Source organism: Methylobrevis pamukkalensis (genome assembly GCF_001720135.1).
Lineage (GTDB): Bacteria > Pseudomonadota > Alphaproteobacteria > Rhizobiales > Pleomorphomonadaceae > Methylobrevis > Methylobrevis pamukkalensis.
Window position 1 is genome coordinate 71,661 of record NZ_MCRJ01000001.1, and the last position, 25,709, is coordinate 97,369.

26 protein-coding genes, 1 tRNA gene and 4 pseudogenes are annotated in these 25,709 nt (G+C 70.7%); 17 read left to right on the forward strand and 14 right to left on the reverse strand.

All coding sequences use genetic code 11. The features are described from left to right. Positions 1-296 precede the first annotated feature (296 nt). The 7 genes and pseudogenes from rplU to proB all read left to right on the forward strand — a co-directional run bounded on the left by rplU (position 297) and on the right by proB (position 4,862). Positions 297-611: a 50S ribosomal protein L21 gene (gene rplU, locus A6302_RS00320; RefSeq protein WP_069305417.1), complete on the forward strand. Its 315-nt coding sequence runs from the start codon at positions 297-299 to the stop codon at positions 609-611. Positions 612-706: 95 nt separating this feature from the next. Next, positions 707-982: a 50S ribosomal protein L27 gene (gene rpmA / locus A6302_RS00325; protein ID WP_069305356.1), complete on the forward strand. Its 276-nt coding sequence runs from the start codon at positions 707-709 to the stop codon at positions 980-982. Positions 983-1,112: 130 nt separating this feature from the next. Further along, positions 1,113-1,571: a GNAT family N-acetyltransferase gene (locus A6302_RS21820; protein WP_141703338.1), complete on the forward strand. Its 459-nt coding sequence runs from the start codon at positions 1,113-1,115 to the stop codon at positions 1,569-1,571. Then, a complete protein-coding gene (locus tag A6302_RS21825; RefSeq protein WP_425349092.1) occupies positions 1,514-1,801 on the forward strand; it encodes a GNAT family N-acetyltransferase in 288 nt (95 codons plus the stop codon). The genes A6302_RS21820 and A6302_RS21825 overlap by 58 nt, the downstream gene beginning before the upstream one ends. A gap of 142 nt (positions 1,802-1,943) precedes the next feature. Further along, the gene (locus A6302_RS00340; RefSeq protein WP_069305359.1) at positions 1,944-2,498 is read left to right on the forward strand and encodes a GNAT family N-acetyltransferase; all 555 of its coding nucleotides are present in this window, start codon (positions 1,944-1,946) and stop codon (positions 2,496-2,498) included. A gap of 161 nt (positions 2,499-2,659) precedes the next feature. Next, positions 2,660-3,703, forward strand: coding sequence for a GTPase ObgE (gene obgE / locus A6302_RS00345; RefSeq protein ID WP_069305360.1), 1,044 nt, complete (start codon positions 2,660-2,662; stop codon positions 3,701-3,703). 47 nt (positions 3,704-3,750) lie between these two features. Next, positions 3,751-4,862, forward strand: a pseudogene (gene proB, locus A6302_RS00350) (glutamate 5-kinase). Between the two features lie 60 nt (positions 4,863-4,922). Here the strand turns inward: proB and A6302_RS25050 are convergent. The 4 genes and pseudogenes from A6302_RS25050 to A6302_RS00375 form a co-directional block, all read right to left on the reverse strand. Further along, positions 4,923-5,567 (reverse strand): annotated as a pseudogene (locus tag A6302_RS25050) (DedA family protein); the annotation flags it as partial. Between the two features lie 133 nt (positions 5,568-5,700). Next, positions 5,701-7,448: pseudogene (locus A6302_RS00365) on the reverse strand (ABC transporter ATP-binding protein). Between the two features lie 93 nt (positions 7,449-7,541). Beyond that, on the reverse strand, positions 7,542-8,606 hold the full coding sequence (locus A6302_RS00370; protein WP_069305363.1) for a siderophore-interacting protein: 1,065 nt from the start codon (positions 8,604-8,606) through the stop codon (positions 7,542-7,544). A 101-nt stretch (positions 8,607-8,707) separates the two neighbouring features. Beyond that, positions 8,708-9,909: pseudogene (locus tag A6302_RS00375) on the reverse strand (MFS transporter). Between the two features lie 243 nt (positions 9,910-10,152). Here A6302_RS00375 and A6302_RS00380 point away from each other — a divergent pair. The 3 genes from A6302_RS00380 (at position 10,153) to A6302_RS00390 (ending at position 12,744) form a co-directional block, all read left to right on the forward strand. Further along, positions 10,153-11,082 (forward strand): LysR family transcriptional regulator, encoded by a 930-nt coding sequence (locus tag A6302_RS00380; RefSeq protein ID WP_069305364.1) that lies wholly within the window; start codon positions 10,153-10,155, stop codon positions 11,080-11,082. A 472-nt stretch (positions 11,083-11,554) separates the two neighbouring features. After that, positions 11,555-12,112, forward strand: a complete 558-nt coding sequence (locus A6302_RS00385; protein ID WP_069305418.1) for a sigma-70 family RNA polymerase sigma factor — start codon at positions 11,555-11,557, stop codon at positions 12,110-12,112. Beyond that, entirely contained in the window at positions 12,109-12,744 is a 636-nt protein-coding gene (locus tag A6302_RS00390; protein ID WP_069305365.1) for an NrsF family protein, read from the forward strand. Before A6302_RS00385 ends, A6302_RS00390 begins: the two co-directional genes overlap by 4 nt. A 54-nt stretch (positions 12,745-12,798) precedes the next feature. Here the strand turns inward: A6302_RS00390 and A6302_RS00395 are convergent, their stop codons facing one another. From A6302_RS00395 to A6302_RS00420, 7 genes are all read right to left on the reverse strand, one after another. Next, positions 12,799-13,212: a CopD family protein gene (locus A6302_RS00395; RefSeq protein WP_169833456.1), complete on the reverse strand. Its 414-nt coding sequence runs from the start codon at positions 13,210-13,212 to the stop codon at positions 12,799-12,801. Positions 13,213-13,226: 14 nt separating this feature from the next. After that, the gene (locus tag A6302_RS00400) at positions 13,227-13,436 is read right to left on the reverse strand and encodes a hypothetical protein (RefSeq protein WP_069305366.1); all 210 of its coding nucleotides are present in this window, start codon (positions 13,434-13,436) and stop codon (positions 13,227-13,229) included. Continuing rightward, positions 13,433-14,038 (reverse strand): hypothetical protein, encoded by a 606-nt coding sequence (locus tag A6302_RS00405; protein WP_245293836.1) that lies wholly within the window; start codon positions 14,036-14,038, stop codon positions 13,433-13,435. The genes A6302_RS00400 and A6302_RS00405 overlap by 4 nt, the downstream gene beginning before the upstream one ends. 163 nt (positions 14,039-14,201) lie before the next feature. Continuing rightward, complete coding sequence (locus A6302_RS00410; protein ID WP_069305367.1) at positions 14,202-15,278, reverse strand: Rieske (2Fe-2S) protein; 1,077 nt, start codon at positions 15,276-15,278, stop codon at positions 14,202-14,204. Further along, positions 15,275-15,436, reverse strand: coding sequence for a hypothetical protein (locus tag A6302_RS22570; RefSeq protein WP_169833457.1), 162 nt, complete (start codon positions 15,434-15,436; stop codon positions 15,275-15,277). Before A6302_RS22570 ends, A6302_RS00410 begins: the two co-directional genes overlap by 4 nt. Before the next feature lie 2 nt (positions 15,437-15,438). Beyond that, entirely contained in the window at positions 15,439-15,654 is a 216-nt protein-coding gene (locus A6302_RS00415) for a hypothetical protein (protein WP_069305368.1), read from the reverse strand. A 10-nt stretch (positions 15,655-15,664) separates the two neighbouring features. Then, complete coding sequence (locus tag A6302_RS00420) at positions 15,665-16,369, reverse strand: SDR family NAD(P)-dependent oxidoreductase (RefSeq protein ID WP_069305369.1); 705 nt, start codon at positions 16,367-16,369, stop codon at positions 15,665-15,667. 280 nt (positions 16,370-16,649) lie between these two features. Here A6302_RS00420 and A6302_RS00425 point away from each other — a divergent pair, with 280 nt between their 5' ends. The 4 genes from A6302_RS00425 to A6302_RS00440 all read left to right on the forward strand — a co-directional run bounded on the left by A6302_RS00425 (position 16,650) and on the right by A6302_RS00440 (position 21,376). Next, the gene (locus tag A6302_RS00425; protein ID WP_245293837.1) at positions 16,650-17,981 is read left to right on the forward strand and encodes a tetratricopeptide repeat protein; all 1,332 of its coding nucleotides are present in this window, start codon (positions 16,650-16,652) and stop codon (positions 17,979-17,981) included. A 52-nt stretch (positions 17,982-18,033) separates the two neighbouring features. Further along, complete coding sequence (locus A6302_RS00430; RefSeq protein WP_425349089.1) at positions 18,034-18,513, forward strand: hypothetical protein; 480 nt, start codon at positions 18,034-18,036, stop codon at positions 18,511-18,513. A gap of 66 nt (positions 18,514-18,579) precedes the next feature. Then, entirely contained in the window at positions 18,580-20,217 is a 1,638-nt protein-coding gene (locus A6302_RS00435) for a thiamine pyrophosphate-binding protein (protein ID WP_210183224.1), read from the forward strand. A gap of 40 nt (positions 20,218-20,257) precedes the next feature. Then, positions 20,258-21,376, forward strand: coding sequence for an OpgC family protein (locus A6302_RS00440; protein WP_245293838.1), 1,119 nt, complete (start codon positions 20,258-20,260; stop codon positions 21,374-21,376). Between the two features lie 52 nt (positions 21,377-21,428). Here A6302_RS00440 and A6302_RS00445 read toward each other — a convergent pair whose 3' ends face one another. Further along, positions 21,429-22,238: a CE1 family esterase gene (locus A6302_RS00445; protein ID WP_069305373.1), complete on the reverse strand. Its 810-nt coding sequence runs from the start codon at positions 22,236-22,238 to the stop codon at positions 21,429-21,431. A 110-nt stretch (positions 22,239-22,348) separates the two neighbouring features. Here A6302_RS00445 and A6302_RS20840 point away from each other — a divergent pair, with 110 nt between their 5' ends. From A6302_RS20840 to A6302_RS00450, 3 genes are all read left to right on the forward strand, one after another. Next, a complete protein-coding gene (locus A6302_RS20840) occupies positions 22,349-22,492 on the forward strand; it encodes a hypothetical protein (protein WP_210183230.1) in 144 nt (47 codons plus the stop codon). Continuing rightward, entirely contained in the window at positions 22,489-22,623 is a 135-nt protein-coding gene (locus A6302_RS25055) for a hypothetical protein (protein ID WP_280938793.1), read from the forward strand. Before A6302_RS20840 ends, A6302_RS25055 begins: the two co-directional genes overlap by 4 nt. Further along, positions 22,602-22,686 (forward strand) — tRNA-Leu (locus tag A6302_RS00450). The genes A6302_RS25055 and A6302_RS00450 overlap by 22 nt, the downstream gene beginning before the upstream one ends. Before the next feature lie 151 nt (positions 22,687-22,837). On the opposite strand, the gene A6302_RS00455 is transcribed toward A6302_RS00450, so the two are convergent. Both A6302_RS00455 and A6302_RS00460 read right to left on the reverse strand, forming a co-directional pair. Then, a complete protein-coding gene (locus A6302_RS00455) occupies positions 22,838-24,223 on the reverse strand; it encodes a translocation/assembly module TamB domain-containing protein (protein WP_069305374.1) in 1,386 nt (461 codons plus the stop codon). Beyond that, positions 24,220-25,440, reverse strand: coding sequence for a translocation/assembly module TamB domain-containing protein (locus tag A6302_RS00460; protein WP_069305375.1), 1,221 nt, complete (start codon positions 25,438-25,440; stop codon positions 24,220-24,222). Before A6302_RS00460 ends, A6302_RS00455 begins: the two co-directional genes overlap by 4 nt. Positions 25,441-25,709 lie beyond the last annotated feature (269 nt).

The window sequence follows — 25,709 nt, forward strand, 5'->3', positions numbered from 1 at the left end:
TCCGATCGCATGAAATGGCGGGAAACCGCCCGTGCGCCGCCGTCCGAGGCCCCGCAACACCAACGGGACATCGCCCGCGCCCCAGCTCCCGACCGGGAGCGATGTGGACGCGACGGTGTCTTTTGTCGTTGCCGGCATGTGCATAAGCCCATGCCCCCCAAGTTCGCCCGAGGCCATGTGCCGCCGGGCGGCGCCGCAGGACGCGAACCCGTAGCCGGGGTCCGGCCGCCCGAGGGCGGACGACCCGGTGCCAAGAATGGCGCCGAAAGCGCCGAACAAGAAGGATGAAGCACGAGATGTTCGCAGTCATCAAGACCGGCGGCAAGCAGTACAAGGTCGCCGCCAACGACGTTCTCGCCATCGAGAAGCTCGAGGGCGATGCCGGTGCGGCGATCACCTTCGGCGAGGTTCTCCTCGTCGGCGGCGAGGCCGGCACCACGCTCGGCAGCCCGACGATTGCCGGCGCCACCGTCACCGCCGAGGTCGTCGGCCAGACGCGCACCAAGAAGGTCATCTCCTTCAAGAAGCGCCGCCGCCAGAACTCGAAGCGCAAGATCGGCCACCGCCAGCACCAGACCGTGGTGCGGATCACGGGCATCGTCGGCGTCTGATCGACGTTCGCGGGTTCAATCGGAATTTCCGCCGTCCGCGATGCGAGCGTAACGCTCCCCGGACCGGCGCAGCAGGAAACTGAAGGAGAAGCACGATGGCACACAAAAAAGCGGGTGGCTCCTCGCGCAACGGCCGCGATACGGCTGGTCGTCGCCTCGGCGTCAAGAAGTTCGGCGGCGAAGCCGTCATCCCGGGCAACATCATCCTGCGCCAGCGCGGCACGCAGTGGCATCCCGGCAAGAATGTCGGCCTCGGCCGCGACCACACCATCTTTTCGCTGATCGAAGGCAACGTGTCCTACGATTCCAAGTCGAACGGCAAGGTTGTGGTGTCGGTACTGCCGGCAGCCACGATGGAAGCAGCAGAGTAACGCCGAATGGTCAAGTCGACCCTCCGGCGTCCCACGGACCCGGAGGATCGGCCAAGGTCACGGTCGAAAGATCCCGAGGGGAGGTGGGGCGCCGCCTCCCCTCGATTTTTCGCGACCGGAGACCAAGATCATGACTGGAGACGAGGACGATAGTCCGGGCGCGCCCGGCCCATCCAGCCCAGCCGTCGCGCCGTTGCGCCCGGTGCTGGAAACCCGGCGGCTGGTGATCCGCGCGCCGACGCTCGCCGATGCCGCGGCGCTCGCCACGCTCGCCGACAACCCGAAGATCGCCCAGAACCTCACGCGCATGCCGCATCCCTACACGCTGGCGGACGCCGAGGACTACATCGCCGATGCCTGCCCGGCCGACGGTCTCAAGCACCTCGTCTACCGCAAGCAGGGCGACGACCTGCCCGAACTCGTCGGCGCGATCTCGCTCGATTTCCGGCGCGGGCCGGTGCCGGAACTCGGCTACTGGATGGGCGAAGCTTCTGGGACCGGGGCTATGCCACCGAGGCGGCGCATGCGGCGATCGACTTCGCCTTCGAGGTGCATCGCCACGCCCGCGTCAACGTCTCGTGCCGGGTGACCAACGGCGCCTCGCGGCGGGTGATCGAGAAGTGCGGCTTCCAGTTCACCGGCCAGGATCTCTCCCCGTCCGCCTACTTCCGGACCGTGGTGGCGATCGACCGCTTCTCGCTCGACCGGCGGACCTGGGAGAGCCTGCGGCGCTGGCAGCCGGTGCGGATCGGCGAGGATCGGGACGGCGCGCCGCCGCCCGACCCCGAGCCAGGCGTGGGATTGCGCGCGGCCAGCTGATCCGGCGCGTCGTCCTGCGGCGCGATGTCGTCTCTTCGCCCGCGGTCGCCGGGGGCACCTTGCGGGATCCAGGCCCCTCCCGACGTCACCGTCGGGTCCGCGGGCAGGGTCGCGCCGATCAGCCGTGAAAGGGCTGCCACGCATGCGGATGCCGACCCTCGCCACGCCGCGCCTCCGGCTCGACGCCACCGTGGACGCCGACGCGCCGGCGATCTCGGCGGCGCTGTCGGACCCGGCGGTCGCCGGCTGGCTGGCACGGGTGCCGTTTCCCTACGAACTGGCGCATGCGCGGATGTTCCTCGCCCATGCGGAGCGCTCGCGGCGCAGCGGCGAGGCCTATGTCTTCGCGATCCGGCAGCGGGCCGGGACGGATTTTCTGGGTCTCGTCGGGCTGCAGGGCCTGCCGGGCAACGCCGAGGTCGGCTACTGGCTGGCGCAGGCGCACTGGGGCAACGGCTACGCCACGGAGGCCGTGCGCGAGGTGCTGGCCTTCGCCTTCGCCGATCTCGGCCTGAGGGTCGTGCGCTCGGGGGTGTTTCTCGGCAACGACGCCTCGATGCGGGTGCAGACCAAGCTCGGCTTCACCATCACCGGCCAGTCGCTGCGGGTGTGCGAGGCCAAGGGCGGCGCGCTGCCGCATATCGACACGATCCTGTCGCGCGACGGGGTGGCGCAGGCGCCGCAGCCCGGCGCCTGAACAGGATCGAAGGCGGGTTCGCTCGGGCTTGCGAACACGTGCCAGCACGGCCGAATGTTGCACTTTCTGCGGCATTGGCCCATAGCTCACCCTGCCCGCGAGGGCGCCCTCCCGCCTGGCCACGACGGCCTTGAGCGGGACCGAAGATGTGACGAAATACCATGAAGTTCCTCGATCAGGCCAAGGTCTACGTCCGGTCCGGCGACGGTGGCGGCGGCTCCGTCTCCTTCCGCCGTGAAAAGTTCATCGAGTTCGGCGGCCCCGACGGCGGCGACGGCGGGCGCGGCGGCGACGTGTGGATCGAATGCGTCGACGGCCTCAACACGCTGATCGACTATCGCTACACCCAGCATTTCAAGGGCAAGACCGGCGGTCACGGCATGGGCAAGCAGCGCAACGGCGCCAAGGGTGCCGACGTGGTGCTGAAGGTGCCGGTCGGGACCGAGATCCTCGAGGACGACCAGGAAACGCTGATCGCCGACATGGTCGAGGTCGGCCAGAAGGTGCGGCTGCTCGCCGGCGGCAACGGCGGCTTCGGCAACCTCTATTTCAAGACCTCCACCAACCAGGCGCCGCGCCGGGCCAATCCGGGCCTGCCGGGCGAGGAAAAGTGGATCTGGCTGCGGCTGAAGCTGATCGCCGATGCCGGCCTCGTCGGCCTGCCCAATGCCGGCAAGTCGACCTTCCTCGCCCGTACCACGGCGGCCAAGCCCAAGATCGCCGACTATCCCTTCACCACGCTGCATCCGAACCTCGGCGTCGTGCGGGTCTCGACCCGCGAGTTCGTGCTGGCCGACATTCCGGGCCTGATCGAGGGCGCCCATGAGGGTGTCGGCATCGGCGACCGCTTCCTCGGCCATATCGAGCGCTGCGGCGCGCTGCTGCATCTGGTCGACGCGACCCAGGACGACGTGGCCGAGGCCTATCGCGTGGTGCGCGGCGAGCTGGCCGCCTATGGCGCCGGTCTCGACGAGAAGCCCGAGATCGTGGCCCTGTCCAAGGTCGACGCAATCCCGGAGGAGGAGCGCACGGCCAAGGTCAAGGCGCTGAAGAAGGCGTCGGGCCGCCTGCCGCTGCAGCTTTCGGCCGCGACCGGCACCGGCGTCGAGCAGGCGCTACGGATGATCTGGCGGGCGATCGAGGAATCGCGCGCCGGCCCGGAAGACGTGTCCCCGGTGAGCGGCGAGGGGGAGTGGCGCCCGTGACCAGCGAGACGACAGCGGTGAGGGAAGAGGTCGCAACGGCCGGCGTGCTGGCGCCCTATCGGCGCATCGTCGTCAAGATCGGCTCGGCGCTGCTGGTCGAGGGCCGCTCGGGCGTGCTGCGGCGCGCCTGGCTGGAGGCGCTCGTCGCGGACGTGGTCCGGCTGATTGCCGGCGGCGCCGACGTGCTGATCGTCTCCTCCGGCTCGATCGCGCTCGGGCGCGGCGTGCTCGGACTTCCCGGCGGCAAGCTGCGGCTGGAGGAAAGCCAGGCGGCGGCGTCCGTCGGCCAGATCGCGCTGGCGCGGATCTATTCGGAAATGCTCGGCGCCCACGGCCTCACCGCCGGCCAGATCCTGCTCACCCTGCGCGACACCGAGGAGCGCCGGCGCTATCTCAACGCCCGGGCCACCATCGGCACGCTGCTGGAACGCAAGGCCGTTCCGGTAATCAACGAGAACGACACGGTGGCCACCACCGAGATCCGCTACGGCGACAACGACCGGCTCGCCGCCCGGGTCGCGACCATGACCTCGGCCGACCTGCTGATCCTGCTTTCCGACATCGACGGGCTCTACACGGCGCCGCCCAATGACGATCCCGCCGCCCGGCACATTCCGGTGGTCGAGCGGATCACGCCGGAGATCGAGGCGATGGCCGGGGCCGCGGGCTCCGAACTGTCGCGCGGCGGCATGAAGACCAAGATCGAGGCCGGCAAGATGGCGACCGGCGCCGGCACGGCGATGATCATCGCGTCGGGCAAGGTGCTGCATCCCTTGTCGGTGATCGACGCCGGCGGCACCTACACGCTGTTCAGGGCCGAGGCCAATCCCTCGACCGCGCGCAAGGCGTGGATCGGCGGGCATCTGGAGCCGAAGGGCTCGGTGGTGGTCGATGCCGGCGCGGTGCGCGCGCTCGCCTCCGGCAAGAGCCTGCTGCCGGCCGCGTCAGGCGCGTCGAGGGGCGGTTTGCCCGCGGCGACGCGGTGTCGATCCGCGACGAGGCCGGGCGCGAGCTCGGCCGCGGCCTGATCGCCTATGACAGCGCCGACGCCGAACGGCTCACGGGCCGCAACAGCGGCGAGATCGAGATGATCCTCGGCTACGCCGGCCGGGCGGAGATGATCCACCGCGACGACCTCAGCCTCAAGGGCGAAGGCTGACCCGGTCCGGAGCCGGATCGGTCCGACAGCCCGGTCCGAAGCCCGACGCGGATCAGCGCCGGGCGGCGGCGCGGTCCGCGCGCCGGGGCCGGGCGGCATCATCAGCTTCCTGGCCAGAAAGATCGCGCCGATGGTCGCGACGCCGGCGACCCCGGCCATGATGGCGATCTGGGATTCTCCGGTGGGTCCGGCCGCCCCCGCGCCCTTGCCGATCAGCCAGCCCGGGGCGAGCATCACCGGCGCCCAGAGGGCGGCCGAGGCGATGTTGGCGATCTGGAAGCGGCGCTGGCTCATGGCCATCATGCCGGCCACCAGCGGCACGGTCGAGCGGATCGGTCCGAGGAAGCGGCCGAAGAACACGGCGGCAAAGCCGTAATTGCGGAAAAACAGGCGCGCCCGCGCCACTTGCCCGCGAAAGCGGTTCAGGGGTGGCCTGTAGACCACCTGCGGACCCATGTAGCGGCCGAGAAAATACGAAACGACGTCGCCTGTGACCGCGCCGAGGATGGCGCAGGCAACCACCGGAACCGGCTCGACCACGCCGCCGCCGATCAGGCCGCCGACGAGGATCATGATCGCGGTGGCCGGGATCGCCAGACCGATCAGCACCAGCGATTCGCCGAAGGCAAGCAGACCGATGATCGGTCCGGCCCAGCCCTGGTTCTGCTGCACGAAGGCGCCGATCTCGGCGGTGAGGCTTTCCATTCCGGCTCCTGAACTCTGCTGCCGCCCATCAACCGGGCGCGCTGCCGGTTGTTCCCCTGATGAGGGGCACGCGACCTGCCGCGACGGATAGAGTGGGGCCGGGGAACGGCCGCATCAAGGCAACCGGATTGTTTCACTCGGCGGCGGCGATGTCCGCCTCGCCGGTGTCGTTCAGCGCCTGCGCCCGCACCAGCCGGCGATAGACGCCGGCGGTGGCCAGCAGGCTGGCGTGATCGCCGGTCTCGACGATCCGGCCGTCCTCGACCACGACGATGCGGTCGGCATGGCGGATGGTGGCGAGGCGATGGGCGATCACCAGCGAGGTGCGCCCGCGCGCCAGCTCCTGCAGCGCGTCCTGGATCGCCCGCTCGGTCTCGGTGTCGAGCGCGGAGGTCGCCTCGTCGAGGATCAGGATCGGCGGGTTCTTCAGGAAGATCCGGGCGATGGCGACGCGCTGCTTCTGGCCGCCGGACAGCTGCACGCCGCGCTCGCCGACGATGGAATCGAGCCCGTCCGGCAGTTCGGCGAGCAGTCCGCCGAGCCGGGCGCGGCGGGCGGCATCGAGGATCTCGGCTTCCGTTGCGTCCAGCCGGCCATAGGCGATGTTCTCGCGGATCGTGCCGGCAAACAGGAACACGTCCTGCTGGACGATGCCGATGCTCCGGCGCAGCGAGGCCAGCGTCAGGTCGCGGATGTCGCGGCCGTCGATGCGGATCGCGCCGGCATCGACGTCGTAGAAGCGCGGCACCAGCGAGAGCAGCGTGGTCTTGCCGGCGCCCGACGGGCCGACGAAGGCGATGGTCTCGCCGGCGCGGATCGAGAGATCGAGCCCCTTCAGCACCGGCCGGGCCGGATCGTAGCCGAAGCGCACGCCGTCGAAGACGATGTCGCCGGCAAGGCGCCCGGCCTCGGCCGCCTCGGGCCGGTCGGTCACGTCCGGCGCGGTGTCGAGCAGTTCGCGGTAGCGCCGGAAGCCGGCGATGCCCTTCGGATAGGTCTCGATCACCGCGGCGATCTTCTCCAGCGGCTGGTAGAAGACGTTGATCAGCAGCAGGAAGCCGACGAAGCCGCCGACCGTGAGGCTGCCGGCCGAGACGAACCAGGCGCCGGTCAGCAGCACCAGCAGCTGGACGAGGCGCAGGCCGAGGAAATTGAGCGTCAGGCTGGTCGCCATGATCCGGTAGGCGCCGAGCTTGGTCGCCATGTAGGCGCGGTTGTCGAGGGCGAACAGCGCGCGCTCGTGATCCTCGTTGGCAAAGGCGCGCACCACGCGGGCGCCGCCGACATTTTCCTCGATGCGCGCGTGAAGGCGCCGACCTGGCCGAACTGCGCCTGCCAGTTGGCGGTCATGTCCTTGCCGTAGCGCAGCACCAGCGCCAGCACCAGCGGCACGATCACGAGGGTGACGGCGGCGAGCGGCGCATGCACCCAGAACATCGCCGCCAGCGCGCCGACGAAGGTCATCACCGCGATGAACAGGTCTTCCGGTCCGTGGTGGGCGACCTCGCCGATCTCCTCCAGATCCTTGGTGAGGCGGCCGATCAGGTGGCCGGTCTTCTGGCGATCGAAGAAACGGAAGGAGAGCTTCTGCAGGTGGTCGAAGGCGCGGCGGCGCATCTCGGTCTCGATGCTGATGCCGAGCACGTGGCCCCAGTAGGTGACGACCGCCATCAGCCCGGCGTTGACCACGTAGATCGCGAACAGGCCGACGAGGGCGAGGATGATCAGCTTCCAGTCGCCACCGGGCAGAAGCCGGTCGACGAACACGGTCACCGCCAGCGGAAAGCCGAGGTTGAGCAGACCCGAGAGGACGGCGCAGCCGAAATCGAGGAGGAACAGGCTGCGGTGGGGCCGGTAGTAGGAGATGAAGTCTTTCAGCAACGTCTGGGTCTTTCTGCGCGCGGCGGGCGTCGACGCGGGATCGTGCGGCTCCCTTATCACGGACGGGAGGGCGTGTCCGCGCTCCCTTCCGGATCAGGCGTCCCAGAAGCCGGCGGACATGTAGCGGGCCACCGGCAGGCCGAGGTCTGCGCGGAGGTAGCCGCGCACCCTGCGGGCCGCGGCGGCCTCGGCGGCGAAGATCACGTAGATGTCCTCGGCTGGGCCGGCGATCGGCAGCGCCCGGAAGGCCGCTTCGAGCGCCGCCGAGGCGGGCGCCGGCGCGGGCCGGCGGTGAACCCAGCGGATCGTGGCATTGCCGGGGGCGGCAAGGACAAGTTCGTCGTCGGGGCCATCGCATTCGAGCAGGACCTCGGCGCGGGCCTCGGCCGGCATCTCTTCCAGCATGCGGGCAATCATCGGCAGCGCGGTCTCGTCGCCGGCCAGCACATAGCGCCGCGCCGGCGGCACGTCGCGGCCGACCGGGCCGTAGACCGCCAGCCGGTCGCCGGCGCGGGCGCGGCGGGCAAAGCCGGCGCCGGGGCAGTGGTCGTCCTCGCCGTGAAGCAGGAAATCGATCGCCAGCGTGCCGGCGGCCACGTCGATGCGGCGGATGGTGTAGACGCGGACCTGCGGCTGCTCTGCCTCCTGGGGCCAGATCATGCGGTCGGCATCGGTGATCACGGGTTCGCCGACGTCGGCGCCGGGGGTGTGCGGCAGGAGCAGGCGCAGATGCACGCCGCCGCGGGCGAACACGGCAAGATCGTCGCCGGCCAGCGTCAGCCGGCGCATGTGCGGGGTGATGTCGGCAACGCCGGTGACGGTCAGCCGCCGGTAGCTGCGCTTCGGGGCGGCGGCGGTGAGGGCCGCGCCGGTCCAGTCGACCTTTCCCGCCGCCTCGCCGCCGAACTCGCGCAGATGCGAGACCACCATCTCGCGCACCGCGACCATGCTGGCGTCGTCGGCGGCGCGGGCGACGATCTCGAAGGTCTCGCGCCGCCAGGAGAAGTCGATGCGGACGTCCGCCGTCTCGGCCCGCGCGGTCGACCCGTCCCGGCGCAGGTCGATGTGCTCCTCCAGATGGGCGCACATCTTCTCGAACACGTCACCGGCCCCGGGAAAGGTGACGCGGCCGGTGGCGCTGAGGGCGAGATCGCTCATGAAAGGGTCCGGTCAGGGGCGGCGCGGGGCCGCCGGTGAAACATGACTATTGGATGCATGTTTATGGGATCGTGCCGGGCGGATCAAGTCGCGGGTCTGTCTCAGGACGGGCAGACGCCCGCCGCCACGTCGTGCCCTGCTCCTCCGGTTTCCGTGCTCCCTTTCTTGCCACGCGGCGCCCGGCCGAGGAAGGCCAGGGCGAGGCCGGCCGCGGCAAGGCCCGCGCCGGCGACCGGGATCGCCCCGGAACCGAGGTCGAGGCCGATGACGGCGCTGCCGAGGGCGGCGCCCACCGCATTGCCGAGGTTGAAGGCGCGACGTTGATCGAGGAGGCAAGGCCCGGCGCCTCGGCGGCGGCCTGCATCACCCGCATCTGCACCGGCGGCACGATGGCGAAGGCGGCCGCCCCCCAGACGAGGAGGCCGATGATCGCGCCGGCCTCGGTGGTGAGCGCCAGCGGCAGGGCCAGCATGATCACGGCGAGGGCGGCGAGGAAGATCCGGGTCGCCCCGTCCAGCGACCAGTCGGCAAGCCGGCCGCCGAGACCGTTGCCGAGGGTGAAGCCGACGCCGATCAGCACCAGGGCGAGGGTGACGAAGCCGGCGCCGGCGCCGGTGAGATCGGCCAGCACCGGGGCGATGAAGGTGTAGAGCGTGAACATCGCGCCGGCGCCGGCCACCGTGGTCGCCATGGCGATCAGCACGGCGGGGCGTGCCAGGACCCGCAGCTCGCGCTTCAGATCCGGCATCTCGCCCGGCGTTCCCTTCGGCAGCGCGCGCCACAGGGCGGCGATCGCCAGCAGGCCGAGGCCGGCGGTGCCGGCGAAGGCCATGCGCCAGCCGACCTGCTGGCCGATCCAGGTGGCGGCCGGCACGCCGCCGACATTGGCGATGGTGAGGCCCATGAACATGGCGGCCACCGCGCTCGCCCGCCGCTCCGGCGGCACCACGCTCGCCGCGACGATCGACCCGAGGCCGAAGAAGGCGCCGTGGTTGAGGCTGGTGACGAGGCGGGCCGCCAGCAGCGTGCCGTAGTCCGGCGCGATGGCGGAGAGAAGGTTGCCGGCGGTGAAGATGCCCATCAGCAGCATCAGCGCGCTGCGGCGGCGCAGCCGGGCGAGCGCCAGCGTCATCAGCGGCGCGCCGATCATCACGCCGATCGCATAGGCGCTGACCAGCAGGCCGGCGGCCGGGAGCGACACGTCGACCCCCGCGGCGATGACGGGCAGCAGCCCCATCGGCGAGAATTCCGTGGTGCCGATGGCGAAGGCGCCGACCGCAAGGGCAAGCAGCGGCCAGTTGATCCGGGCGCGGGCGTGGCAGCCGGCCCGGAGGGAGAAACCGTCGTGGTCATGGGGATGTCCTTGTCCCGCTCGCGGACATGCGGATCCGCCCCGGAAAGCAGGTCCGGTGCGGCGTCCGCCGTTGGTGGTGGATGTTGTCCCGGCGCTGCCGGGTCTCGGTCCCAGAGATACGTGCGCAGAGCTCTCTTGATAATCCGGCCGAATCCCACATCATCCGTGAATTCGTTTCATGGATCGGGGCGCATGGACAACCGGGCGGGCGAGATGCAGGTGTTCCTGCGGGTGGTGGAGGCGGGCAGCTTCTCGGAGGCGGCGCGGCGGATGCGGATGACGCCGTCGACCGTCAGCAAGCTGATCGCGCGCACGGAGGCCCGGCTCGGCGTGCGGCTGATCGAGCGCTCGACCCGGCGGCTGTCGCTGACGGCGGAGGGCCAGCTCTACTACGAGCGCAGCGAGGCGCTGCTCGGCGACCTGGAGGAGATCGAGCGCAGCGTGTCGCGCGGCGCCGCCCGCCCGGGCGGCACGGTGCGGGTCAACGCCTCGGTCGCCTTCGGCGTGATCGGCATCGAGCCGCTGCTGCCGGCCTTCTGGTTGGCCTATCCGGACATCGTCGTCGACCTGTCGCTGTCCGACGAGATCGTCGACCTGTTCCTCGACCGCACGGATGTCGCCTTCCGCACCGGGCCGCTGGCGGATTCGGGGATGATGGCGCGCAAGATCGGCGTCGCGCATCGCAAGATCGTCGCAGCCCCCGCCTATCTTGAGCGGCGCGGCGTGCCGCAGACGGTCGAGGACCTCAACCATCACGCCTGTCTCGGCTTCAACTTCCGCCGCTCGGCCCCGGTCTGGCCGCTGCGCCAGGGCAGCCGGACCGTCGACCGGGCCGTGACCGGGCCGCTGATCGCCAACAGCGGCGAGATCGTCCGACGCCTCGCCGTGGCCGGCGCCGGCCTTGCCCGGCTCGGCGACTATCATGCCCGGGACGACATCGCCGCCGGCCGGCTGGTCGAGGTGCTGGCGGATGTGGTGGAGCGCGACGAGGAGCCGATCCACGCGGTCTGCCGCTCCGGCCCCGGCCTGCCGCGCCGGGTGCGCGCCTTCCTCGACTTCATGGTCCCGCCGCTGCAGGCGCTGCTGGAAGGTCGTGATGCGGCCGCAGACATCACGGCGTGATCTCGGTGCCGTCACCGGCGGAGCTGCCGACATCAACTCTCCGGAGCGCGCGGCTTGCGTCATTGAGTTTGTATCCGCCCCTTCTAGAATGATCCCGACACCCGCCTCTCGCGCCCCTCGCTTCGGCATGGCGGCGATGGCAGAGGCGGCGGGATGCTTCTGCCGAGGCCTCGGGAAGAGGCCTCGGGAAGGGGTATGGGCAAGGCGTCTGGGGAAGGGGCTTGAAGATGGTCATCGAGCGCGGCCCCGGGGCCGCCGACATGTCCGGTGCGCGCGGCGCGGTGCTCCGGATGTGCGATGGGCGCCTGTCCCTCGCCCGCCCGGGTCGGTCCCTTCGCCTGCGATCCCGTCCGCGCCGGACCGCCTGCGGCCCGCGCCGTCCCTTCGATCCGACCAGCGCAACGCGCGATGCCACTTGCCCCCGGAGATGATCGGCGCGCCGATCTCCCTGCGAGGACCTGGGATGGGTTTGATGACCAACGTGGAACGTGAAGAGGAATGGGACCGCTGGATGCGCGCCGCCATCGCGGGTGACAACCGGGCCTATCATCGGTTCCTGACCGCGCTCACGCCGCATCTGAGGACGATCGCGCGCCGGCGCTGCAGCCAGCTCGGCCTTCCGCCGAGCGAGGCGGAGGACGTCGTTCAGGAGGTCCTGCTGGCCATCCACCTCAAGCGGTCGAGCTGGGATCCCGCCCGCCCGCTCCGGCCCTGGATTTCCGCCATCGTCCGCAACAAGCTGGTCGACATCCTGCGGCGGCGGGGACGGCACATCGACGTTCCTCTCGAAGACGTCGTCGCCGTCCTCGAGAGCGAGGGTCGCGCCGACTCCACCGACCGCATCGATGTGGAACACATTCTGTCGCGGCTGGGGGATCCGCAGCGCACGATCGTGCATTCCATTTCGATCGAAGGTACGAGTGTACGGGAAACGGCGGCCCGGTTGAAAATGACGGAAGTCGCAGTACGTGTATCCCTCCACCGCGCCCTGAAATCACTCGCGACCTTCTACCGGAGTGAGAACGCTTGAAAACCGATGACCTGATCGCGCTGCTGGCCCAGGATGCACCGCTGACCGCGCGCCTCGGCGACAGGCTGCGGCTCGGCGTCCTTGCGGCGCTGCTGCTGGCCGGTCTGCTGTTCGGGGCCGCGATCGGCGTGCGTCCGGATCTCGGCGCGGCGATGGCGAGCGACCGCTTCCTCTTCAAGTTCGTCGTCACGATCGCGCTGACCGTCAGCGCGGGCATTCTCGTGTTCCGGATCGGGCGCCCGGGCGTGCCGCTGCGCGTCCCTGCCTGGTGGCTGCTGAGCCCGCTCGTGCTGGCTGTCGCAGCGGCCCTGGCCGAACTCCTCGCCGTGCCCTCCGACGCATGGGGCGCGCGGATGATCGGCGAGAATGCCAGCCACTGCCTGACCATGATCCCGCTGCTGTCGATCGTGCCGCTTGCCTGCCTTCTCCATGCGCTGCGCTACGGCGCCCCGGAGCGGCCGGGCCTTGCCGGGGCGGTGGCCGGCCTGTTCGCCTCGGGCATCGCGGCGACCCTCTATGCGTCGAGCTGCACCGACGACAGTCCGCTCTTCATCCTGCTCTGGTATCCGATGGCGATCGCCCTCGTGACGGTGGCGGGATGGCTTGCGGGCCGGCGCCTGCTGCAGTGGTGAGGAGCTGACGGGCGCGGCCCGCCTCCGGCGGCCGTGCCTCCGGCGAAGGGCCGGTCAGAGCGGCTTGACCACGGCAAGCCAGGCGATCGCGGCGAGACTCCCGAGGATGACGGCGGGTGCGGTCCGCAGGACCGCCGGCGGGGGCAGGCCGTCCGCGAGACAGCGCGCGAGCGCCGCGCCCTGGGCTAGATGCAGCCCGGTCAGGAGCGTGGCCGGCCCGAGCTTCACCAGCAGCCACGGCGCGGTGTCCCATCCGCCGCCGAAGGCCATGGTGTAGCCGGCCATCCAGACGACGGCGAGGGCCGGTGTCGTGACCAGCCCGTCCCATGCACGAAGGCCGACGAGGAAGCGCCGGAGCCGGTCGTCCACGGGCGCCTCGGCAAGGCGCAGGGTGAGGGCAACAGCCAGCATGCCGCCGACCGCCGTCACCACCACGAAGACGTGCAGGGCCTTGATGTAGACGTACACGCTCGTCCCCGCCCTCAGCGCATCAGGCGCGACAGCAGCGCATGGATCGCCGACAGCAGCACGAACACATAGGCGGCGAAGGCGAGGTAGCGCAGATCCCGGAAGGGCGTCGGATCAAGCAGCCCGAGGCCGTGGCGCCACGACAGGACGATGGCGAGGGCCGCTGCCGCGGCGACGGCAAGGCCGAGGAGATGGCGGCCGCGCCGCGGGTGGGGGTGGCTCATGACCGTTCCTCGCCGGCAAGGCCCGAGACCCTGAAGATCAGGAGGTCGTCGCGGCGTTCGACGGTTCCCTCCAGAACGACCGGAACGCCGGTCCTGTCCAGCAGGGCCGCGGGCATGGGGCCGCCATCCTCGGACGCCAGCAGGAAGAAGAGGTGTCCGGCCACCGGTGCGGTCGAGGCGAACACCGGTGGTACGCCGCCGGAGATGCACAGGTTGGCGCAGGCCTTGTGGGCAAGGCCGGTGCCCGGCTTCATGGCGCCGGCAAGGCATTTCCCGTCGCAGATCTCGCCCGTGAGGCGCCACCTGCCCAGCGGTTCGGCGGCCGGCGGGGGCGGCGGGGCGGCCGGCGCCTCGGCCGCCCTCAGGTCGTTGCGGCCGCCGCCCACCAGCAGCATGTCGAGATCGCCGCGCCTGACGAAGATGCCGCCGGCCTCGACGGCGGTGCCGGCGAGCGGCTGCGCCCGGTCCGCCACGCCGAACTTTCCCGAGCCTGCAAGCATGATCGCCCGTGCCGGCGCGTCGCCCGCCGCGGGCACCCGGAGGATCGGATAGGGCCGCGTTTCGAGGATGCCGGTGAGCCGTCCGCCGCGCAACTCGTCCACATAGCGCCCGGCGCGGGGCTGTCCGTGCCGGCGGACAGCAGCAGCGACGCGCAGGCAAGGCTCGCCAGGAAGAAGGCGGCGAAGGCGAAGGCCACGGCCCGCACGTCCGGCGGCACCTTCCGGAAATAGCCGACGAAGAATCCGCGGTCGGCGGGCTTGAGCATCACGCGGTTCCTTGCCTTGCGGGCGCGGCCGGGATCGGCAGCGGCTCGAGGCGCGTGCCGAGGGGCAGGGGATCGGGGTCGACCAGCACCGTCGTTCCCGCAAGCCGCACCCGATACTTGCGGATGCGCTCGCGGAAGGGCGGCGGCGAACAGCCGTCCTCCAGCCGGTACTGGTAGCCGTGCCAGGGGCAGGTCACCAGGCCGCGCACGACCTTGCCCTCGCCGATCGGGCCGTTCTGATGGGAGCAGACGTTGGAAAAGGCCGAGAGCGCGCCGTTCGACCGGAAGACGGCGATGCGCTCGCCGCCCGGACCGGCGCCGAGGATCGCCCGGCCCTCGGCGATTTCGGCGACATCACCGACGACGATCCACCCGTCGTCCGGATCGACCGGCGAGCCCTCCGCATCGGCCACGCGCTCGCGGCGTCCCGTGACCAGATGCAGCGTGCACAGCAGCGCGAGGCCGCCGAGCGTCAGAAGGGCGAGCGTCATGTCGCGGCGGCTGGCCAGCGCCCCCAGCGCCACATGCAGCACCACGGCCGCATAGGCGGCATAGATGCTCATGTGGATGCCCTTCCACAGCGGGGGAGACAGGAAGGAGAGCCAGAAGTCGTGGCTGGTGACGGCGAGGATGCCGAGAATCAGCAGTGCGAGGATGCCGAAGATCTCGAAGGGAAAGCCGGCGATGCTGCCGAAGCTGGTGTTGCTGGTGAACAGCGCGGTCATCTGCGGCGTCGGGCTGTAGGCGAAATACCACGCCAGCACGTAGGCGGCGTGGGTGGCCGCCACCACCGCCGTGATCACGCCGAAGTGCCGGCGGTTGTAGAGCAGCGGCATGAAGCGTGTGTCGAGCCTGGCCAGCGGGCCGATGGCGAGCACGAAGGTCAGCAGCAGCAGGGCCAGCGATCCGAAGGCCCGCATGCGCCGGATCGGCGGGTCGACCTCCTGCAGGGCCGTCGAGATCTGCGGCCCGACGTTCAGGTAGAGCAGGATGTAGAGGACAATGCCCGCGAGCAGGACCGCGTCGTAGATCAGCTTCGTCCGGTTCCAGATGACGGGCTTGTAGGAAACGCTCATGGCTGCCCTTCCGCCGCCGGCGCCGCATCGAGCCGCACGGCGGGTGCGTCGGGCGCGGGTTTCGGCAGGGTGGTGAAGATGATCGCCACCGCGAGCGGCAGGACGACGGCAAGACCGGTCCAGATGGCGGCGTGGGCCCGGCGGTGGCGGCGCTGCATGCCTAGCGCTCCTCTCTCGACCGCACGACCCAGCGCCAGAGGACGAGGGGCCACAGCAGGACGATCCCGGCGACCAGCAGGGGGCGGACGGCATAGGCGTCCTCGGCGCCCGGATCGAGGCGATCGAAGCCGTAGAGCAGGAAGGCGCCTGCCACGCACAGCCCGGCGAGGCCCCACAGCATCAGGGCGGCCGAGACCGGATCGGACGCGTCGGGCATGGGTCCTCCGTCAGACGAGGCCTGTGGCCGGGATCGCGGCGCCGGTGACGACGCCCGCGCCGGGCGAGACGAGGAAGCCGATCAGGCGCGCGATGGCCTGCGGGGGGATCCAGCTGTCGGCCTTTGCGTTCGGCATGGCCGCGCGATTGACCGGGGTGTCGATCGTGCCCGGCAGGATGCAGTTGGCAGTGATGCGCCGCGCGCGGTTCTCGGCGGCGATCGCCTCGGTGAGCCGGAGGACTGCCCCTTTCGAGGCGGCGTAGGCGGCCTGGTTGGCCGTCGCCTTCAGGCCCGGGGCGGCGGCGATGTGGACGATGCGCCCGTATCCCGCGGCCTGCATCGGCTTGAGGACGGCGGCGCTGATCGCATAGGCCGACCGGGCGTTCAGCCGGATCATCCGGTCGAAGCCGTCGAGACCGTCCTCCTCGACCGGGCCGGTCTGAAAGCCGCCCACGGTGTTGACGAGAGCGTCCAGCCGGCCAAATTCCTCAAGGCATCTCTCCACGGCGAGGCGGCACGACGCCGCGTCGGTCAGATCGATGCCGGCGAGCTTGAGACAGGCCTGATCGGCCGGCAGCTCTGCCTGCAGCGCATCGAGCGGGGCCATCTCCCGCTCCACGCAGGCGAGACGGGCACCCGCGGCTGCCAGTTCCGCAACGACGGCACGGCCCAGATTGCCGCCCGCCCCGGTCACCATCACCACCTGTGGCTCCATTGCGGCCCCCTCCGTCCGATTGAAGCAGCCCCGCAGCGGAGGCTCGTCATGTATTCGGGCCCGGGTGGACGAATGTTACAGCCTCCCGAAAATTTCCGGGCGGGTCCCGCCTGAGGGCCGGACATGCTGCGTCTGCGAAAAAAATGGCGCCGCGATGTAACGAAACACGCCCCGCCGGCGAATTGATCTTTGTCGGGCCTCTCCCGGCAACGGAACGCCATGGGGCGTGTCGGGCGCTCCCCTCCCGGCGCGCGTGCGGCGCTCTTTCTCAAGGAGCGAGATGATGACACGCGACGTCTATGGCCTGTCGGCGAGCGCCAGCAACGCGGAGGCGACCCGCGCCTTCGAGCATGCCGTCCATGGCGTTGCGGCTCATCTGCCCACCACCGGCGTTTCGCTGCAGGCCGCCCTGTCGGCGGACCCCGACCATGTGCCGGCGCTTGCGCTGAAGGGTTTCGCGAACCTGATCCTTGCAAAATCCGAACTGGTGGAGACGGCCGCCGCGGCCTTGTCATCCGCCCGCGGGGCGCTGGCGCGCAAGGACGGGGGAACGGCCGACGAACGCATCCTCGTCCAGTCGCTAGAGGCAGCCCTCGCCGGGCATTTCGGACGGGCCGCAGAAATCCTCGACCAGGGATTTGCCGACAGGCCGACGACCTTCCTTCCCTTCAAGCTGTCGCATGCGCTCCGCTTCATGGTGGGGGACGCGGCGGGCATGCTGGTGGCGAGCGAGCGGGCGGTCGCGGCGATCGACAGCAGTCATGCCGCGGCCGGCTACCTGCTCGGATGCCATGCCTTCGCCCTCGAGGAACATGGCCGGTATCGGGAGGCCATGGAGGTCGGACAACGGGCCGTGACGCTCGCACCCGACGATTCCTGGGGGCTGCACGCAGTCTCGCATGTCCACGAGATGCGCGGGGACACCAGCGCCGGCATCGACTGGCTGGAGAACAGCCGCAAGGCATGGTCGCGCTGCAACAACTTCTCGTTCCACATGGCCTGGCACCTCGGGCTCCTGCATCTGGAGCGTGGCGACCACGAGCGTGTGCTGCAGATCTACGACGACGAGGTCCGCCCGCAGCAGACCGACGACTTCCGCGACATGGCCAATGCGATTTCCCTGCTGTGGCGGCTGGAGCAGTCGGGCCTTCATGTCGGCGACCGGTGGACGGACATTGCCGAGATCGCCTCCCGGCGTCGCAAGGACACGGCGCTGGTCTTTGCCGTCCTGCACAACCTCGCGGCCCTCGTCGCGGTCGGCGACTGGACCGGTGTCGCCGATCTCGTCGAGGCGCTGGAGACCAGGGCGACCGGCACGGACGACCAGGCCCGCATCGCCGCCGAGATCGGCGTCCCGATGGCGCGGGTGCTGGCCGGGCTCGGCGCGCCGGCCGACCGGCAGATGCTCGACCGGATGGTGGCGAACCTGCCGAAGGTCGGCGGCAGCAATGCCCAGCGGGATTTCTTCGTTCTCGCCCTCGCCAAGGCGGTGGGCAACGTCGGCGACACCGTGGGTGTCAGCCGCATTCGCAGCGTCCGCCAGCGGCTGAAGGCCGAGGACCGTCTGTTCCAGTCCATCCAGCGGGCGGACGGCCTCAGCCTTTCGGCCTGATCCGTCCTCCCGGTCGCGTGCCCCTCCATTCCGAAGGTCTGAACGAATGTCCATGAGCGATGTGCCGAAACAACAGGTGTTTCCGATGCTCCGGCCAGGTCTGGCCAGCATCATCCTTGCGGCCGGCCTTGCCGCCGACATCGCGTGGGAGGTCTGGGCCCGCCTGATCACGCCGCTGCTGGTCGGCGGCCCGCTTCAGCCGGCCGCCCTCGTCCAGTCGGTCTTCGGCCTCAACAACCTCCTCCTCGCCGAAGCCATCCATGCGGTGGTGGGGATCGTGTTCTACCCGATCGGCTACCTGTTCATCGCCCGTCCGCTGCAGCGGCTCATCGTGCCCGGCCTGCCGTGGCTGCTGACCGGCATCGGCTTCGGGACCGGGCTCTGGGTGTTCGCGCTCTACGTCATGGCCCATCTTTTCGCGGGGCTGCCGGCCTTCCTCGGCTTTATTCCGTTGACCTGGGCGTCGCTGGTCGGACACATCCTGTTCGGCGTCGTCGTCGCCTTTGTCGTTCGCCGGATGGAGCGCGCGTAAGCGCCGGCCGACCGAGCAAGGCGCGCGCCGCGCGCAGGCCGTCCCGTGTCCCGAGAAGCCGGTTTCATGAGTCATCCCGATCCGCAGCAGCCCATGACCCGGGTCGCCGACACCGTCGCGCGCACCCTTCACAGCCACGGCGTCCGCCATGCCTTCGGCATGCCGGGCGGCGAGGTCGTGACCCTCATCGATGCCCTGCAGGCGGCCGGCATCGCTTTCCATCTGGCGCGCCACGAGACGGCGGCGGCGATCATGGCTGCTGGCGCCAGCACCCTGACGCGCCAGCCGGAGCTTCTGGTCACCACCGTCGGTCCGGGGCTGGCCAATGCGGTCAACGGCATCGCCGATGCCTCCCAGGAGCGGGTGCCGCTCCTCGTTTTGTCCGGCATCGTCGATCGCGGAACGCGGGCGCGCTACACCCATCAGGTGATCGACCACGCCCAGATGCTGCGACCGCTGGTCAAGGCGTCCTTCGAGATCGAGCCGGAGAGTGCGGCCGCGACCGTGGCGCGCGCCATCGCGCTGGCGACGGCCGACCCGATGGGGCCGGTGCATCTCGACTTGTCACCGGCCATCGCCGCGGCGCGGGCGCCAGCCGCGTTGCCGGTCAGTCCGCCGGTCCTTGTCCGGACGGAGATCGCCCCCGGGGACCGCGCGGTGAGGGTGCTGGCCGGACGGATCGCGGCGGCGCGGCGACCGCTGGTCATCGCCGGGCTCGAGGCGGCACGCGGCGGCGCCGGACCTGCGCTGCAACGTCTTGCCGAAGCCATCGGCGCGCCGGTCCTCTCCACCTACAAGGCCAAGGGCATCCTGCCGGAGACCCATCCGCTCGCCCTCGGCGGCGCGGGCCTGTCCCCGCTTGCCGACCGGGTCCTTCTCGATCTGGTCGGCCGCGCCGATCTCGTCCTGATGGTCGGATACGATCCGATCGAGATGCGGATCGGATGGATGGACGCCGGGGGCGCGCCGGAGAGGACGGTGGAAATCGGCCGGTGGCTGCCCGACCATGCCATGCACCACGCAGGCACCCGGGTCGTGGCGGATCCGGCGATGCTGCTGGAGGCTCTGGCCGGGGAGGTCGCGCCGGCGCCCGGCTGGACCGGCGGCGAGCCGGCCGCCGCGAAGGCGGCCCTGCGCGCCATCTTCGAGACGCCGGCGGGCGTCGGGCCTCATGCCCTGATCGACGTTCTCAACGATGTGGCGGGCGATGACGCGATCGTCACGGTCGACAGCGGCGCGCACCGCATCCTGCTGTCGCAGAAATGGGTGGCGCGACGCCCCATGTCGCTGCTGCAGTCGGCCGGCTTCTGCACGATGAACGCCGCCCTGCCGCTCGCGATCGGCGCGAAGGTCGCCGACCCGGCGCGGCGCGTCTTCGCCGTGATGGGAGACGGCGGCCTGGAGATGGGGATCGGCGAGCTTGCGACGGTCCGCGATCTCGGGCTGCGACTGACCATCGTCGTGTTCAAGGACCGGAGCCTGGCGCTGATCGCCCTCAAGCAGGCGTCGGCCGGACTTGCGTCCGCGGGCGTCACGCTCGGCGACACGGACTTTGCCGCCGTGGCACGCGGGTTTGGCGGCCATGGCGCAAATGTGGAGACGGCGGATGACTTCCGTGACGAACTGGAGGCCGCAGGACAGCGCGGAGGCTTCACGCTCATCAGTTGCACCTTCGACAAGCGGGCCTATGACGGCGCATTCTAGCCCGGTCGAGGCACCGGCCGGGCCCACGGGAGGAACCAGCGTGGAGACCGCGAAGCCGGCGCGGGTGAAGCGGCCGCGCGATCCGCGGCTCGATTTCTTCCGCGGTGTCGGGATGGTCATCATCCTTCTCGCGCATATCCCGGGCAACAGCTGGACGCTGTGGATTCCCGCAAGGTTCGGCTTTTCCGACGCGACAGAGATGTTCGTCTTCCTGTCCGGAATGGCGTCGGCCATTGCCTTCGGAACCACGTTCGACCGGCACGGCACGGTGGCGCTCGTCGCCCGGGTTGCGCATCGCATCTGGCAGATCTACTGGGCGCATGTCGCGATCTTCGTCACCATCACGGCGATCATGGTGACCGCCGGAACGCGGTATGACGGGGTGTCCTACGTCGCCAGCCTGAACCTCATGCCCTTCATCAAGGATCCCGGCCATCTGCTGGCGGCGCTGCTGGCGCTTGTGTATGTGCCGAACTATTTCGACATCCTGCCGATGTACATCGTCATCCTCGCGCTGATGCCGGTGATGCTGCTGGCCGAGCGGCTGCATCGGGGGGCATCTTTCGCGCTGATGATCCTGCTCTGGCTGGCAAGCCAGGTCGGGCTCACCGCGCTGCCCGCCGAGCCCTGGTCTGACCGGCCATGGTTCTTCAATCCCTTCGGCTGGCAGTTGCTGTTCTTCACCGGCTTCTTCCTCATGCGCGGCAGCCTGCCCGTGCCGCGCCCCAACCCGCTGCTGATGCTGCTTTCGGTCGTCCTCGTCCTCGCCTCGGTGCCTTTCGCCTGGGGCCCCTTTCACCAGATCCATCCGTTTTTCGGGGCGGCTGCCGCCGACATCGGCTGGCTGACCCAGAAGACCGATTTCGGGCTGCTGCGGTTCGTCCATTTCCTGGCACTCGGCTACATCGCCGCCAACGTCGTCGGCGAGCGCGGATCGCGGCTGCGCGGACGCGTCGTGGAGGTGATGAAGGTGGTGGGCCAGCAGTCCCTCGCCGTGTTCATGACCGGCATGGTGGTCGCCCAGATCATCGGCATCGGCCTCGATCTCGCGGGCCGCTCCGCTCTCGACGAGGTGATCGGCAACCTCTTCGGCATCGGCGTGCTGATCGCCGTCGCCTATCTGGTGCGCTGGTTCAAGGCCTCGCCCTGGAAGGCGTGATCCGCGGGCGCCGAAAGGGGTTGGGCCGCCTGCGCTGCCGCGGGATGCGGAGTCACCTCGGGAACCCGACCGCCGACAGCCCGGCGTCGACGTCGCCGGACCTGACGACATGGCCGCCGTCATGGATGCACAGAAGGCTGGCGCCGCGCACGCAGCCGGGCGCCTCGTCGCAGGCGAGGCCGTCCAGCGTGGCGGTGCGCGGCTGCTCGATGTCGCAGCGCGCCTGCTCGCGCAGGATCGCGATGCTCCTGAAGGTGTCGCCCTGGTGCAGGCGGGAGCCGATGGCCCGGCCGGACAGCGGGAAGGTCCGGTCGGCGGTGCCGTGGAAATGGACCATGGGCGGCAGGTTCCGGGTGCAGTCGCCGGCCTGCGGGAGGGGGTTCCAGAAGACGCCGGAGAAGGTGACGAGACCGGCGACCTTGTCGCCCTGCAGGCAGGCCGTGTACCACGCCATCGACGCCCCGATCGAAAAGCCTCCGATCACCGTGCTGGGCCCGGTGATCCCGAAGCGGGTCTCAAGGTCGGTGAGGACATCGGCGACGAACGCCTGGTCGTCGCGGCCCTGCTGCGGGTTGCCCGGAAACGACCAGCGCCCGGCGAGGCCGTCGACGGCGACGAAGGCGAGATGGTGGGCCAGCGTGGTGTCGACGAGGCCCCGCTGCCCGATCTGCAGGGCGGCGGAGCTCTTGTAGCCGTGAAAGAAGACGTAGGCGCCGCGGACGTCGCCGTCGGCCGGCAGTTCGATGCGATAGTCGCCGCCCCGGATCGAGCAGACCGTCCCGCCGCCGCAGTCGGCGGCGAGGGTGGCGGTGCAGGCGGCGATGCCGAGGAGGACGCCCGCTGCAAGTGACCGGACCAACATCGATGGAGACCTCGCCGTGAACGTGGCCGCAACTGCCGACGACAGTCCTAGGGGCATGGCGCCGCCTCGGCAATTTGCCGGACCATCACACTTGCGAGAGCGTCGCCCTGGTGGATCTCTTTCCGGACTGGCCGGACGAGACCTTTCCGCTCTACGCCATTCATCCGTCCCGGCGCCATCCGGCGGCCAAGGTCCGCGCCTTTCTTGATTTCTGCACGGCGCCGGGAAAGCTGGCGGCGCGGAAGGCGCCATGACCGGCGGATCGATGAAGCCGAACAGCACACGCCATCTGGAAATCCTGCGGCAGGTGCTGTATCACCGCCCGGCTCTCCCGGCGTCGTCTGCGCCGGGGTTCGGCACCGTGCGGGTGTGGTGGAACTGGTAGACGCGCCGGACTCAAAATCCGGTTCCGCAAGGAGTGTCGGTTCGATTCCGACCACCCGCACCACTGTCTCTCTTCCGGACGCCTGTTTTCCCGCCGGCGTCCTACGGCAAAGCGGCCTTGCCCAAGACGCGTGGCGGCATCTGCGCGGGAGCGCACCGCTGCCGCCGTCGGCACGCTGCGGGCAGCCTGGCCACCGCCCCGACACGGCCCGGGATCAGTAGTCCCATTCCATGCCGATGCCGACGCGCGAGCCGTCCGATCCGGCACTGCCCTGCACCTTCACGTTGTCGGTGATGTCGATGTCGACCTTCACCCGCGACGAGCCGGCCTCCGTGCCCTGCTCGACGCCGACATAGACGTTGTCGGTGATGTATTTGCCGACCTCGAGCTGGGCGCCGCTCTCGTTGGGCTCGACGCCGAGCCGGTCGAGGCCGAGCTTCTCGCGGATGCCGTCGATGACGCCGGGGCCGCTGCCGGTGAGGCCGGCGAGCTGGGCGACCGCCTGGGCGAGCTGGATCGCCTCGGCCGCCGACAGCTCCTGGGAGGCGCGGTTGAACAGCAGCCGCGAGATCACCTCGTCCTGCGGCAGCTCCGGCGAGGAGGTGAAGGTGATCTGCGGCTGGGCCGCCGGGCCGGTGACGTTGACGGTGGCGGTGACGTCGCCGGCGGTGGTGGAGGCGGCAAGGTCGAGCACCGGCACGAGGCCGTCCTGGAAGGTGACGTTGCCGCGGCTGAACTCGAGCCGCTGGGTGAGGATCGTCAGCGTGCCGCGGACAAGCTCGATGCCGCCGAGGATCTGCGGCGCCGCGGTGGTGCCGCGCACCTGCAGGCTGCCGCCGAACTGGGCGTCGATGCCCTGGCCCTTCACGAAGATACGCGCGGCCTTCACGGTCAGGTCCAGCGGCGCGGCAAAGCCGGGTCCGGCGGGGGCGGCCGGCTCGCCCGGGGGCCGGCGCGGATCGGGCGGCGGCAGCCGTGCGGCGAGCGCGCGCGGCGGGTTCTTGTGGATGACGTCGATGGTGGAGACCGAGAGCGGCAGCCGGTCGGGAATGGTCACGTCGACGCGGCCGAGCGTGATGGTGCCGCCGATGGTCGGCGCCGTGGTGGCCCGGCCCGCAACCGTGATGTCGAGGTCGGCGGTGGTGTCGAGCACGCCCTGCTGGCGCACGCGCACGTCGCGGCCGGTGACCTTGAGATTGACCGGCAGGCCGCCGGCCACATCGCCCTCGACGTCGCCGGAGAGCGAGATCGTGCCGCCGCCGACCACGTTGCCATCGATGCTGCCGAAGCTGGCGTTGCGGCCGGCAAGCCGGATCGTGCCGGCAAGATCGCGCACGTCGACGCCGGAGGTGATGTCGGCGACGCGCCCGTTCGACAGCGCGATGGTGCCGGTGTAGCCGGGGGTCGCCAGCGGACCGGTCACCCGGCCGGCCAGCGTGGTGCGGCCGGTGACGACCAGCGAGGGATTGGCGATGAACGGGCGCAGCAGCGCCAGATCGACCGTGCCGTTGAGGCCGAGATCGAGATTGCCGGCGCCGGCCGGTACGCTGCCGTCGAGGCGCAGGTTGATCGTCTCGCCGCCGCGCAGGGTGCCGTTCAAGCCGGCGCGGGTGCGTCGAACCGGCCGTTGACGGCAAGGGCGAGCGCCGGCAGGTCGCGGGCGGCGGCGAGCGTGATGCCGCTCGCCGAGGCGTCGTAGGTCACCTCCGGCTTGGCCGGGGTGCCCGAGACGGTGGCGGTGGCGGTGAGCGTGCCGGCGACGCCGGCGTCGGGCGCGACGAGGTCGAGGATCTGGAAGCCGACATTGCGGGTTGCCACGCGCAGGTCCAGCCGTTCGGCCACGGTGCCGGCGACGGTCAGCGAGCCGCCGGCGGCATCGACCGCAAGATCGACGGTGGTGCGTCCGCCGTCGACCGTCACGGTCGCGGGCCGGGGCAGGGTTGCGACCGCGCGGCCGCGCCGGGCCGACAGCGCGTCGAGGCGCAGGCGGGTCGTCTCGGCAAGCGCCACCTCGCCGCGGCCGTCGAGGGCGATCTCGTTGACGACGCCCTTGAGGGTGAAGCCGAGCGCCGTCAGCGGACCCGTCGTGGTGAGCGTCACGTCGCGGGCGGCAACGCCCGAGGTGGAGGCGCGGGCCAGTGTCAGCCGGGCGTCGAGCGCCGGCGCGGTCATCGGCTCGCGGATCTTGGCGGTGAGCGCCAGCGTGCCGACCGCCGCGCCGGCGGCCGAAAGGTTGGGGCTGGTGACATTCACATTCGCGACGGGCACGCCGCCCTCGGCGCCGAGCGAGACCGTGGCCGTCAGCGTGCCGCTGGCGCCGTTGACGCCGCCGAGCGCAGCAAGGGGCCCGAGATCGCGGACGTTGACGTCGAGATTGCCGGCGAGCGCGCCGTCGGCGGCGGCCTGCAGCGCGCCGGACAGGGTGGCGCTGGCGAGCGCGCCGCGCAGGATCTTCAGGGAGAGGGCGCCGTCCTCGCCGCGGGCGATTTCGGCATCGACGTCGATCGGGGCGCCGTCGAGGGCGCCGGCAAGGCGCACCGTGCCCGACACCGCGCCGGCCGCGGTCGGCGTCACGTCGAGATCGGCGGTGAAGGGCGAGAGCACGCGGCCTTCGAGCCGGACATTCTCGGTCGTCACCCGGCCCGAGACGCGCGGCGCCGTGAGCGGTCCCTCGATCCGCAGCCCGGCGTTGGTGCTGCCGGCCAGCGTCGGGGCAAGACGCGAAAGATCGGAGAGAGCGAGGGTGACGTCGAGGGCGGCCCCGTCGGCCGCCGCGCCGCCATCGGCGTCGAGCCGGATCGCGGCGCCATCGAGCACGAGATTGTCGGCACCGATCCGCAGCTGGCTGCCGATGCCTTCGGCGACCACGGTGCCGGACAGGCGCGGCGCGGCGCCGAGCAGGCCGTCGGCGACGGCGATGCCGGTGGAGAGGCCGTCGCCGGCGCCGTCCAGCCGGGCCTCGATGCGGCTGCCGTCGAGCGAGCCGGAGAGGTCGGCGGAAAGGTCGAGCTTGCCGCCGGCGCTTCGATGCCGCCGAGGCCAGCCACCGGGCCGAGATCGGCGACAAGCGCCCGCAGGGTCGCGGT

What these genes read in the sequence shown, in the direction of transcription:
- rplU (WP_069305417.1), top strand. Translation starts at nt 297, where the DNA reads ATGTTCGCAGTCATCAAGACCGGCGGCAAGCAGTACAAGGTCGCCGCC.
- rpmA (WP_069305356.1), top strand. Translation starts at nt 707, where the DNA reads ATGGCACACAAAAAAGCGGGTGGCTCCTCGCGCAACGGCCGCGATACG.
- A6302_RS21820 (WP_141703338.1), top strand. Translation starts at nt 1,113, where the DNA reads ATGACTGGAGACGAGGACGATAGTCCGGGCGCGCCCGGCCCATCCAGC.
- A6302_RS00340 (WP_069305359.1), top strand. Translation starts at nt 1,944, where the DNA reads ATGCGGATGCCGACCCTCGCCACGCCGCGCCTCCGGCTCGACGCCACC.
- obgE (WP_069305360.1), top strand. Translation starts at nt 2,660, where the DNA reads ATGAAGTTCCTCGATCAGGCCAAGGTCTACGTCCGGTCCGGCGACGGT.
- A6302_RS00370 (WP_069305363.1), bottom strand. Translation starts at nt 8,606, where the DNA reads ATGAGCGATCTCGCCCTCAGCGCCACCGGCCGCGTCACCTTTCCCGGG.
- A6302_RS00380 (WP_069305364.1), top strand. Translation starts at nt 10,153, where the DNA reads ATGGACAACCGGGCGGGCGAGATGCAGGTGTTCCTGCGGGTGGTGGAG.
- A6302_RS00385 (WP_069305418.1), top strand. Translation starts at nt 11,555, where the DNA reads ATGACCAACGTGGAACGTGAAGAGGAATGGGACCGCTGGATGCGCGCC.
- A6302_RS00400 (WP_069305366.1), bottom strand. Translation starts at nt 13,436, where the DNA reads ATGAGCCACCCCCACCCGCGGCGCGGCCGCCATCTCCTCGGCCTTGCC.
- A6302_RS00410 (WP_069305367.1), bottom strand. Translation starts at nt 15,278, where the DNA reads ATGAGCGTTTCCTACAAGCCCGTCATCTGGAACCGGACGAAGCTGATC.
- A6302_RS22570 (WP_169833457.1), bottom strand. Translation starts at nt 15,436, where the DNA reads ATGCAGCGCCGCCACCGCCGGGCCCACGCCGCCATCTGGACCGGTCTT.
- A6302_RS00415 (WP_069305368.1), bottom strand. Translation starts at nt 15,654, where the DNA reads ATGCCCGACGCGTCCGATCCGGTCTCGGCCGCCCTGATGCTGTGGGGC.
- A6302_RS00420 (WP_069305369.1), bottom strand. Translation starts at nt 16,369, where the DNA reads ATGGAGCCACAGGTGGTGATGGTGACCGGGGCGGGCGGCAATCTGGGC.
- A6302_RS00425 (WP_245293837.1), top strand. Translation starts at nt 16,650, where the DNA reads ATGATGACACGCGACGTCTATGGCCTGTCGGCGAGCGCCAGCAACGCG.
- A6302_RS00430 (WP_425349089.1), top strand. Translation starts at nt 18,034, where the DNA reads ATGAGCGATGTGCCGAAACAACAGGTGTTTCCGATGCTCCGGCCAGGT.
- A6302_RS00435 (WP_210183224.1), top strand. Translation starts at nt 18,580, where the DNA reads ATGAGTCATCCCGATCCGCAGCAGCCCATGACCCGGGTCGCCGACACC.
- A6302_RS00445 (WP_069305373.1), bottom strand. Translation starts at nt 22,238, where the DNA reads ATGTTGGTCCGGTCACTTGCAGCGGGCGTCCTCCTCGGCATCGCCGCC.
- A6302_RS25055 (WP_280938793.1), top strand. Translation starts at nt 22,489, where the DNA reads ATGACCGGCGGATCGATGAAGCCGAACAGCACACGCCATCTGGAAATC.